We start from the raw sequence: 11,381 nt of genomic DNA on the forward strand, positions 1-11,381 counted from the left end.
ACAAGACAACACAAAAAGGGCTATCCAAAAAGATTTGGACTGCCCTTTTTTATGCAATTTAGTACAGGTTAATGTGACTCCTGATCCAGGCCTTCGGATAAACTATACAATGTCCAGTGTTTTGTTTTTATGGCCTGAGATTTTGTCCGAAGCAATCGGATAAAATCCTGCACCCCAACCTCCTCATTCCCATTACCATGAATCAGGACAATACTTCCGTTTTTGGCCTGCTGCCCTTTTGCCAACCAGGCATCCGAGCCTACCGCAATAAGACCATAGGACAATAGTTGCTCAATGATACGCCGATCGGAAACTAAGCCCGGACAACGAAAAAATACCGAAGGCAGAAGACCGTTTTTCAGCATCAATTTTTCATTCTCCAACACTTCATAACCTAGATTCGTATTTTTGGAAAGCAAAAAATTGGATGTTAAAGGATTACTAGTAAAAACATGGTCATACGTATGATTGACCCAGGTAATCTTTACTCCCTTTGCATCCAATGACTTTAGCCATGCTAGATCTGCGGCGTGATTTAGCATCCATTTACCCGAAACAGAAACGGCCAGTGGCAGGCTGCGATCTATCCCCTTAAATGCAGCGAGAAGATCTTCAAAAATAGCCCTGTCCAAAGGTTTATGTGAAGGACATAGATCAATCGTCAAATTAATACCAGCCTCTTTGGGAAGCCTAAAATTCAGCCCCGCATCCTGTAAGTTGTTTTCAGTTTTTCTGACTAAAGAGAAGCAGCTTTCGTATACCGAACCACTTAGACTTTTTGTAACCTGAGCCGCATCGTTGTACAGAACGCTGACCGATCGATCTCCTACTATACGCGTTTGCAGTGTAGTAGGATCTACCGTCAAATAATATTTTACAGTATTTGTCGTGAAACTACGGATCCCCACCAGAGAATTATTATTTTCACGGAGGATCAACCACTCGGTTCTGTAGTTTTCTAAATTGGCAAATGAAACCTGTCCATTAGAGAGTAGGGCGCACACCAAAAATAGACCAACAAAAATGAGCTGTTTCATCATCAGTTGCCACTCGTTCTTTTAGACTGTAGATTAGTTGGCCATACCGTCGGCTTGCCATCTTTATCAATTGGCAATGTGATCTTATCGCGGGAGACCAAAGCAGGCTCTTCACAGGCAAGGTAAGTCAAAATCGCAACGATAATGGCGTTTTGTTTTACTTCATCAAACACAATCTTATCATAGGTATCCCGATTGGTGTGCCAGGTCACCTTACCATAGTCCCAGGATGTGGAAGAGAGCCCAAAGGCCGGAATTCCTTTTTGAACGAAAGAAGAATGATCACTTCCCCCCGTCCCCGGCATACCTGGAAAACTGGTTTGGATTTCATTACGGAACTCTTCAGGCAAATATTGCACCCAGCGGCTTATATATTCGTAAGATTTTTCAAAACCACTGCCCCCTATCCGGACAATTCGCCCTGTGCCGTTATCCTGATTCCATACCACCTGTATATTTTTAGCGATCTCGGGATGATCTTCGACAAAAGCTGAAGAGCCATTCAGCCCCTGCTCCTCACTTCCCCAGTTACCGACCAAAATCGTTCTTTTATTATCCGGGTAAACCTTCCTTAAAATGCGGACAGCCTCCATCATGGTAATTACTCCTGTCGCATTGTCTGTCGCTCCCGAAGCGCCGTCCCACGAATCTAGATGTGCCGAAAGCACAACATACTCGCCCGGTTTTTCCTTTCCCTTGATCTCTGCGATACTATTATAGGTCTTTGATATTCCAAGCTCTTTTGAATTTCCCTGCAGCGAAACCCGAGGTTTGACCCCATGTTCTGCCATGCGGTATAACAGACCGTAATCTTCCAGCCCTACGTTAAATACCGGAATCTGTTTGGACTTCGCATCAAAAATCCGTGTAATACCAGGCAACTCTGTCCAATAGGAATCAATGGCACCAACGGCGCCAGCATTCTCCAAAGCCAAGGGCAATGTCCGACGCGTGCTTCCCGTATAGGACATACTACTCTCCCATTTTTTCAACTGATCATTTTTTAAGGCTTGATATTTTTCATAACCTTTCGGGGAAGCTGACTCCTTCCAGTTGGCATCTGACCGTCCTGAAAGGGGATTCATTCCAATCAATACGATCTTGCCTTTGACTGTCTTAAGCCAAGACTGAAAATCAGACGGGGAACTAAATAAAGGCATTACCACAACCTCGGCTTCAACCCCTTTCTCCTTGGTCACGGGACTGAACGCCAACTGTGTACCTTCCAAAGATTTTATGCGGGGATAGGTCATCGTCACCTGAGAAGTTCCTCGTTCCCACGAACGCCATTCACCATAGGGCTCATTGCGGGCTTGTGCGCCAAGCGCATTATAATTTTTGACAACCCAATCATGCGCCTGTTGCATTTGTGGACTCCCGACAAGACGGGGGCCAATCATATCGACAAGCTCAAACGCATACTTCTCCAATTGTGAATTTGCATTTGCCTCCTGCACAATTGACGAAACCATCGCTTCTTTATTTTGAGCAAAAATAGCTGGAGTGCTCAGCAATAGAAGTGCCAGCCCTAAAGATTTCATTCCACGCTGTTTCATTAAATCTACCTTCATGTATATATCTTTATTTATTGTATAATTCTCCGTTAATACGCTAACGCTACGAGCGCAAACTACATGTTACTATATTCCACTAGCTCTCAAAGAAGCTCCAGAAAAAGACAGTGCTCCGGTCAACCTTAGTTAATTTAGAAACCCAAAGTTTCCTGTGATTGGTTTTTCCGAAAATTACTAAACAATATTTAAAAACACACATTCATTTTTAATCAATTAAATGATATACCCTTATTTAGTTGAAAAAAAAACATAAAAAGCCTGAAAAGAAACTTTCCAGGCTTTACCAAATATAGATATGAGGGTTGATTAGTTACACGGCTTCCACTTTGGATTTTTCGTAGCTCTCTTGGTGAACCGAGGCCACAGCCCGACCCGATGGATCATTCAGATTCTGGAAAGAAGCATCCCAAGCTAAGGCTTCCGGCGTACTGCATGCGACAGATTTTACCGATGGAACAGTTTGTGCTGCCGCTGTTGAAGGAAAATGTGATTCGAAAATTGTCCGATATAAAAACTCTTCTTTGTTTTTCGGTGTGTTTATCGGGAAGCGCGTTGAAGCCTCGGCAAACTCCTGATCAGAAACTTTACTTTCAGCCTGCTCTTTCAAGGTATCGATCCAGCTATAGCCTACACCGTCAGAAAATTGCTCTTTCTGGCGCCATGCGATGCTTTCTGGCAGATAGTCTTCAAATGCCTTACGTACAACCCATTTCTCCATCCTTCCTTCGCGAATCATTTTATCGGAAGGATTGATACGCATCGCAATGTCCATAAATTCTTTATCTAGGAAAGGTACACGCCCTTCAACACCCCATGCTGCAAGTGATTTATTTGCCCGCAGACAGTCGTACAGGTAAAGCTTTTTCAGCTTACGTACAGTTTCCTCGTGAAATTCCTGTGCATTTGGCGCTTTATGAAAATAAAGATACCCACCAAAGAGTTCGTCTGACCCTTCACCCGACAATACCATTTTAATGCCCATTGATTTGATTACACGAGCTAATAAATACATCGGTGTAGAAGCGCGTACCGTCGTGACGTCATAAGTCTCCAAGTGGTAGATCACGTCACGGATCGCATCCAATCCTTCTTGGATGGTAAAGTTGATCTCGTGGTGTATTGTTCCGATATGATCTGCTGCTTTCTGTGCCGCAATTAAATCCGGTGCTCCCTTCAATCCCACCGCAAATGAATGCAGTTGAGGATACCAGGCATCTTCTTTGTCGTCACTTTCGATACGTTTGGATGCAAACTTCTTCGTTACCGCAGCAATAACCGATGAATCCAATCCACCAGACAGCAGTACACCGTAAGGTACATCTGACATCAATTGACGATGCACCGCATCTTCCAAACCTTTGCGCAAAACAGCGATATCGGTCTCGTTGTCTTTTACAACATCGTAACTTTCCCAATCACGTTGATACCAGCGCTGCGGAGCTTTCCCCATTTTGCTATACAAGTAATGCCCCGGAGGAAATTGTTCAATCGTCGTACAGAAACCTTCCAGTGATTTTAATTCGGATGCAACGAACAATTGCCCCTGCTCATCTTCACCATAATATAGAGGGATAATTCCCATATGGTCACGTGCGACAAAAAAGGAATCATCACGTGAATCATAGAGTGCAAAACCAAAAATACCATTTAATTCATCCACAAATGAGGGACCTTTCGCTAAATATAAAGCCAACACAACTTCGGAGTCACTTTGTGTCGAGAACTCATAATCAGGAAGGCTATTTCTTAATTCATGGTGGTTATAGATCTCGCCATTAACTGCTAGTACAACTTTACCGTCCGGACTGTACAATGGTTGACTTCCAGATTTAGGGTCAACAATAGCTAACCGCTCGTGTGCCAATAAAGCTTTCTCACCGGTGAATATACCCGACCAATCCGGACCACGGTGGCGAATACGTTTTGACATTTCTAATACTTGAGATCTCAATGAGCTTGCAGGTTGCTTTAATTCAAAAGCGCCAATAATTCCACACATATTATGAAAATTTTAAATATTTCGTTTTTACATTATGTTATTGACACAAAGTAAAACAATTAAAAACTAAATTCATAATAATTTTTAATATTTATTATATTTTTATCAAAAATACTTTTCAAAACAAACAAAATTATCAATGAAACACTTATTTGTTTACAATAATCACACAATCTATTAACAATTGATCTGCAGATTAATCGTTAAATTAACTTCGTAATCAAATAACCAGGACATGGATCTAATTAGAACCTTCTATAGTGAGCTTGCACTGACTCCTCAGGAATTAACTGCAATTACAGAAAAACATGAAGCCATAACCGTCAAAAAGGGCGATTTTATATTGACCAAAGGACAGGTTTCAAATGCTTATTACTTGATTGAGTATGGACTTACACGCTCCTTTTTACACGATTATGAAGGCAATGAAGTTACCATAAGCTTCTGTACGGACAATGATGTTGTCATTGAAGTCGCCTCTTTTTTTCAACGCCACCCAACGGTGGAAAATATCCAGGCACTCATGGAAACCCGTCTCTGGAAAATAAAGTTTGAAGATTTTCAGGAACTTTTTCATCAGATTCCTGAATTTAGGGAATGGGGGCGTTCTTGGATGGCCAAGGAACTTGTTCACAGTAAAAATAGGGCTATTGCCATGATTACCGAACCTGCTACTACCCGCTATTTGCGCTTGATAAAAGAAAAACCAATATTGATACAGCAGGCACCACTCAAGCATATTGCTTCCTACCTGGGCATCACCGACACTTCTCTAAGCCGCATCCGGAAAGAAATTGTCCACGGAAATTAAACCGTGGTAACGCCCAAAGGACTACTTTTTTAAATCTTGCCTTAAGGCAAGATTTTTAAGAAAACTTCAGCTTAATTTTACCAATGTGCTTCCAAGCTATTTATTTATAGTCTTAAAGGAAGGAAAAATTGAGAAAAGAGTTAAAAGAAGTAATCATTATATTCAAAAATTAGAAATCATGGCAAAATTACACGCTTATCTAAATTTCGACGGAAACTGTGAAGAAGCATTCAACTTTTATGAAAAAGTCTTCAATACAAAAAATCCTGGCTTCATGCGTTATGGAGATATCCCTGCCGACCCACAGATGCCACCTGTTCCAGACGAAGCAAAAAACAAAATCTGTCATACAGCAATTTCGATCAACGGCGATAGTATGCTGATGGGAGCTGATGTTGTTCCTGCTTTTGGACAACAATATATCCAAGGAAACAACAGCTATGTCATGCTGATGTGCGAAAGCACCACCGAAGCGAAAGCTTTGTACGATGCACTGAGCACCAATGCAAAGGTCGTTGAAATGCCACTTGGCGAAACATTTTTTGCCGAACTATACAGCGCTTTTCAGGATCAATTCGGTATCTGCTGGATGGTTTATTTTGGTGGGAACAAAGACCAGGATTGCGAAAGTAATGCTTAAGCCAACCGCTTAGCCGACAAAATAGTTGAAAAAGAGAGGGCAGTAATCTATTGTTACTGCCCTCTCTATTCCCGTGGTTTCGTTATCGTGTAGCACCTATGCTACCCTGTGGAATGGCCATTTCAATTTTGTCTTTTCAAAACTGCCACAACAAGATGTTTTCCTGTGCATCTCAGGTTTTTACCGCTACCGGGTTAAATTTATTATTTTTTCACCAGTACTTCTTCCTCAAACAGGATCCCATCCCAACCATTTGTCCTAAATTGACGAATGTTCTGATGGCCATCTCCGTCTGGATTATCGAGTACATTTTGATAATGTTCGGCAAAAAGGCGCAATGTATCCTCCTGCGAAAGATTATTTAACTGTGCAAAATAGAAAACTTTTGCACTACCTTGATTTTCTTCTTTCGAATTTTTCAGCGTCCCATTTTGAAATGCACTGGGACTATAGCTGTACTGATCGGCAATATGCGCCAATACTTCCTGAAACTGTAATTCGCTTCCTTTTGATTTATTCAATAATTCTGTTGTAGTCATCTTGATATTAAACCTTTTAAAATCTATTCTAAATTAATTTTTCAACCATAAACCTGAATGAACAGGAATTAGCGCTCTTAAATAATTCCGTGTAGTGACCCTCCCTTTGCAGCAAGTTGATCCACACGCCTTTCCACCGCTTCGTCTTTAATCAACGCCGGCGCATGATGGGGTTTTGTCCGCGCATCAATAATTAGCGGTCCTTTACAACCCCAATGTTTAAATGTTGTAAAACTATGTATTCCATAAATATCAAACGCAGGGTTACTTCTGGTAAACGTTGTCCAAACAAAATTATTGACGGTAGCAGCGGTGAAGTGAGCATCATCACATAAGACGATCAACGGGAAACCTTCCCAGGCGAGTCCTGCGGCAGCGCGGCACCATTCGGCCATTATTTTCGGCTCATGCTCGTAAGTAGAGAATGCCTGACCATCAATGGCAATAATACCGGGCATAACAAATTTTGCCTGATTGAAAGGTCGGGGTAGTTCAAAACCAGCCGGCAATTCACGGCCCAATTCTCTTTTCTTTGTACCAGCGGCAGCAAAAACCACCTTGGAACCGGTATTTAATCCATCGCCAGAATAATCCAAGGTATCGATAGTCGTATTAGTCTGAAAATGAACATCTCGAGTAAGGTCTATGCGTTCAAGGATATGACCCAAAAAAGCCGGAATATCATAAATATCCAATTGCGGATTATCTTCATTTGCTGAAATAAACAAATATTTAGCAAGGCTGAGCTGATTTTTACCCAGTATCTGATTGGCTATCGTTAAAATTTCTTGCGGTCGATCCACACGCTGATAAGGCGTATACCGTTCAGACCCTATTGCAAAAAGTAAGGGATGTACACCAGCGGCATCAACAGCATTAACTGCATGGAGACCTGAAATCTCCTTTGGAATGGCCGCCCCCGTAATTTCGTGGATTAAGGCACCAAAACTGGTGTCTTCCTGCGGCGGCCGCCCCACAACGGTAAAAGACCAAATTGGATTTTTCTTATGGTACACATTATGCACCTTCATCAAGGGAAACGGGTGAGTTAAACTATAGTATCCGATATGGTCACCAAAAGGACCTTCCGGTTTATTTTCGTTGGGATAAACAGTACCGGTAATCACAAAGTCTGCATCTGCCGAGATACAAAAACCTTCATCATCATAAAAATAACGGAACCTTCTATTTCCCAATGCCCCGGCAAAGATCATCTCAGAGAGTCCTTCCGGTAGCGGCATTACAGCAGACAAGGGATGTGCTGGCGGTCCGCCGACAAAAATACTCACCTTTAAAGGTTTACCGAGCGCATTTGCCTTAGTTTGATGGATTCCGATACCACGATGCAACTGATAATGCAAACCAATCTCCTGATCAGGCAGATAATCATTCCCAGAAAGCTGAATCCGATACATCCCCAGATTGGCCTGCATAATACCGGGTTTGGCAACATCTTCTGTATATACCTGCGGCATCGTCACAAAAGCACCGCCGTCCATTGGCCAGTTGACGATCTGCGGAAGTTTACTAATTGATGTTTTACCATGAAGTATGGGAGCCCCCGATTTTTTTTTCCAGGGTAAAGCCCCAAGGGCTGTCATCGAGGAACCAATATATTGAAAAGGATTTTTAAGTACTGCAGCAGGATTCATCTTAACATCCACCAATTTCTTCAGGTGGTCTAACGAATCCCGGAACATAAACTTCGAGCGTTCCAGCGTTCCAAACAAATTAGATACAGCCGGAAATTCCGAACCTTTGATATTTTCAAAAAATAAGGCGGGCCCTTCAACATCAAACACCCGCATATGGATGGCGGCCATTTCCAAATAGGGATCGACCTCTTCTTTGATCCGGATTAAATGACCATGTTTTTCAAGATCTGCAACACATGCTTCTAAACTATTGTATCCCATATATTAAATCTGCTTCAACATGTTAATCCACAAATTTAACAGAATAATTTATTAAACAGGATATAAAGAAAAAACCTTTAGCGATCTTGGATCCCGCTCCCTTATCATCAGTATAACAACCTCAACCATTACCTAGGTATCCATGCAGACATAGGATTTCAAGGGCGTAAATTCAAATGCCTGTACGCGCTGCCAAGTTGAATTATCTACATTTTTCTCATAATAAAGTACTCGCCTAAATTCATCAATATCTTCTTTATTGATATCATTCAACCTTGTCAACAAGAGCTTAGCAAAGAATTTATTGACGCCTATTTCTCTCTTTTGGCCTTCGGAAGTGCACTTCAGGAAATGGTAAAATAAGCCTCTAAATGTCATTTCCTCATTGCCACCGAGGTAAATAACTTCTGATATAAAATTATTTTCCCAAGGCATTTCTCGTAGCCAGCGGTAAACATCGAGCAAAGGCAGGGGGCGAAACTTCAGGGAAGCCACCCAGTTCCAATAAAATATGGTCTGCCGTTTGGCAAGTTTCGCAAATATGCGGTTCAAGACACTCTCCTTCCCGATGACGCTACTTTTAATCACAATGGTATATTGGACGCGTAAATTTTCCAGCAGATCGCGCACAGGCTCCAAAAAATGTTCATCCATTAGCCTCGCGACATAAATGACGCGGTTATTTCCGGCACGTCTACAAATTTCCACGAAATTGCGCAGACCAAGCAATTCAAGCTGAAGCTGTATATCATTGTCAAGTGAGGGAACCTGCGTAAAATAAATTCCAAAATTGAGTTCAGCAATCTGAAAATTCTCAAAAGCTTCCCCTTTTCGCAACAGGTCCAATTCAAAAAGCTTTGCCGTCACCTTTTCCTTTACTATTTTATTAAAAAGGGATAAGTTGCGCACTAATCCAGTCACATCAAAATCTTTGGATTGCAAATAACAGGATGCCCGTCGTCCCAAATAGGTATTTAGCCCGCTGATTAAAACCTTTTTCATTCGAATTCTCTATATTTTTGGCTTTGAAACTACCACGATTTAATGATTCGTTCTTACGATCGTGAGCCATTAAATAGGATCGTTCCTTCCTAGTACGCTGAATTTATATATTACCCTTTTATTCGCTAAAACGAATAAAATCCCTAGGACGGTTCCATTGGTGATGCAGCAATCTTTTCCATGTTTTTCTTACGCTTTTAGTATGTTACTCGGATTGTTTCAAGAGTAACGGAAATAACTTACAAATATCATAATTCCCTGATTTTAGAACAGAGAAACATCAAATAAGTTTAACACTATTTTTATTTTTTCCTAACCAAAATAGCGTAAATCATCCAAACAAGTACCGCCATTGTCCTTTTTTTGTCAATTCGCGCATAAATACTTTCAAGAACACAATATCCTTATATATTTGTAAATCTTCTGAAAATAGGCTGCACTAAAAAGTATTTATCTTCACCTCTATGGACAAAAGGGCTACAATGATCTGGTTTCGAAATGATTTAAGACTTCATGACAATGAAGTATTTTATCAAGCTTCTGAAAAAAGTTCATTCATCATCCCGGTATACTGTTTTGACCCCCGATATTTCGACCGCAATCAATTTGGCACTTTAAACACAGGTGTTCTGCGAGCGGCCTTTGTCATTGAAGCCGTGACCGCTTTAAAAGAAAAATTAAAGAGTCATGGTAGCGACTTGTTGACTTATATTGGCAAACCTGAAGATATTATCCCAAGAATAGCACAAAAATACCAAGTCAACGAAGTTTATCATCACCGCGAGGTGGCACTTCGGGAAACTTCTATTTCGGAAAAAGTAGAAAGTGAGCTTTGGAGCAGCAAAATAAATTTGCGCCATTTCATCGGTCACACCCTCTACCATAAGGAAGATCTTCCTTTCCCTATTAAAGACATACCCAATGGTTTTTCCATTTTCAAGAAAAAAGTAGAGCGGGAAAGTCTGGTGAGGCAACCCATCCCATTTCCGACCAATTTCCTTACGCCGCCCCATCTTGAGGACACCAAAATTCCTTCATTAAAAGATTTGGGCTATTCAGAAGAGGAGATCAAATCTGTTGATGACATCTATATTCTCGGTGGCGAAGACACTGCGCTTAGTATTATGCATGCGCTATTGTCAACCTTTCCGGAGACAGAACAGGACCCTTTGATTCTAGGGCCTTTTATAGCGTCAGGGGCCTTGTCGCCTATTTTACTCTATAACAATATCAAAAAACTTGGTGAAGGTAAGAAAGACAAACGATTTGAAAAGATTGTCGACATTCTGCTCTGGCGCGATTATTTTAGGTTTATGCTTAAAAAATATCCGAATATATTCTTTAAGCCACAAGGCACTAAAAACAGCTCCCCTCAGGATCATCCGGCCTTAGACGGGAATGAAGAATTATTTGAAAAATGGAAATCGGGCCACACGGAACATGATTTTATAAACAGTGTGATGATCCAGTTACAGAAGACCGGCTATATCCCTTATCAAGCACGCTTAATCGCAGCCAGCTATTTAGTTCATGAGTACCAGGTCAACTGGCTTCGTGGCGCTTCCTGGTACGAGGAGCACCTATTAGACTATTCTCCGGCAACTGTTTACGGACAGTGGTCTCATATTGCCGGAGTTGGGACAAGCGAAAAAGACAATAAAGCGCTGGACTGGCAAAAATTGATCAAAACTCATTTCCCAAATGGACTTCCAAAATTGGACGAAATACTTGTTAAATAAATCTTCGGCAGAAATAAATAATTCCAATAGAAAATAAATTTGTAGGACGCTGGAAGCCCTTTTTAAATCATGCTAAAAATGTTAAGAATTGGATAGGTTTATTGATTAAATTATTCAATTTCAG

General features: G+C 41.2%; 9 protein-coding genes. 3 read left to right on the plus strand and 6 right to left on the minus strand.

All coding sequences use genetic code 11. The features are described from left to right. Window positions 1-68: 68 nt before the first annotated feature. The 3 genes from BGP15_RS15100 to asnB all read right to left on the minus strand — a co-directional run bounded on the left by BGP15_RS15100 (window position 69) and on the right by asnB (window position 4,610). Window positions 69-1,040 (minus strand): polysaccharide deacetylase family protein, encoded by a 972-nt coding sequence (locus BGP15_RS15100; RefSeq protein ID WP_070562908.1) that lies wholly within the window; start codon window positions 1,038-1,040, stop codon window positions 69-71. Continuing rightward, window positions 1,040-2,608, minus strand: a complete 1,569-nt coding sequence (locus tag BGP15_RS15105) for a M20/M25/M40 family metallo-hydrolase (protein WP_112375533.1) — start codon at window positions 2,606-2,608, stop codon at window positions 1,040-1,042. Before BGP15_RS15105 ends, BGP15_RS15100 begins: the two co-directional genes overlap by 1 nt. A gap of 313 nt (window positions 2,609-2,921) precedes the next feature. Next, window positions 2,922-4,610 (minus strand): asparagine synthase B, encoded by a 1,689-nt coding sequence (asnB, locus tag BGP15_RS15110; RefSeq protein WP_286709733.1) that lies wholly within the window; start codon window positions 4,608-4,610, stop codon window positions 2,922-2,924. Window positions 4,611-4,845: 235 nt separating this feature from the next. On the opposite strand from asnB, the gene BGP15_RS15115 reads away from it, so the two are divergent. Further along, entirely contained in the window at window positions 4,846-5,421 is a 576-nt protein-coding gene (locus BGP15_RS15115; RefSeq protein WP_070562917.1) for a Crp/Fnr family transcriptional regulator, read from the plus strand. 178 nt (window positions 5,422-5,599) lie between these two features. Then, window positions 5,600-6,061, plus strand: a complete 462-nt coding sequence (locus BGP15_RS15120; RefSeq protein ID WP_070562920.1) for a VOC family protein — start codon at window positions 5,600-5,602, stop codon at window positions 6,059-6,061. A gap of 203 nt (window positions 6,062-6,264) precedes the next feature. On the opposite strand, the gene BGP15_RS15125 is transcribed toward BGP15_RS15120, so the two are convergent. The 3 genes from BGP15_RS15125 to BGP15_RS15135 all read right to left on the minus strand — a co-directional run bounded on the left by BGP15_RS15125 (window position 6,265) and on the right by BGP15_RS15135 (window position 9,518). Continuing rightward, on the minus strand, window positions 6,265-6,600 hold the full coding sequence (locus BGP15_RS15125) for a HopJ type III effector protein (RefSeq protein ID WP_112375530.1): 336 nt from the start codon (window positions 6,598-6,600) through the stop codon (window positions 6,265-6,267). A gap of 77 nt (window positions 6,601-6,677) precedes the next feature. Beyond that, window positions 6,678-8,516, minus strand: coding sequence for a UbiD family decarboxylase (locus BGP15_RS15130; RefSeq protein WP_286769995.1), 1,839 nt, complete (start codon window positions 8,514-8,516; stop codon window positions 6,678-6,680). A gap of 132 nt (window positions 8,517-8,648) precedes the next feature. Next, on the minus strand, window positions 8,649-9,518 hold the full coding sequence (locus BGP15_RS15135) for an NAD-dependent epimerase/dehydratase family protein (protein ID WP_046672437.1): 870 nt from the start codon (window positions 9,516-9,518) through the stop codon (window positions 8,649-8,651). 482 nt (window positions 9,519-10,000) lie between these two features. Here BGP15_RS15135 and BGP15_RS15140 point away from each other — a divergent pair, with 482 nt between their 5' ends. Beyond that, window positions 10,001-11,257 carry a deoxyribodipyrimidine photo-lyase gene (locus tag BGP15_RS15140; protein ID WP_236560275.1) on the plus strand — a complete coding sequence of 419 codons (1,257 nt, stop codon included), beginning with the start codon at window positions 10,001-10,003 and terminating at the stop codon, window positions 11,255-11,257. The last annotated feature ends 124 nt before the right edge of the window (window positions 11,258-11,381 follow it).

Source organism: Sphingobacterium sp. 40-24 (assembly GCF_001899705.1).
Classification (GTDB): Bacteria; Bacteroidota; Bacteroidia; order Sphingobacteriales; family Sphingobacteriaceae; genus Sphingobacterium; species Sphingobacterium multivorum.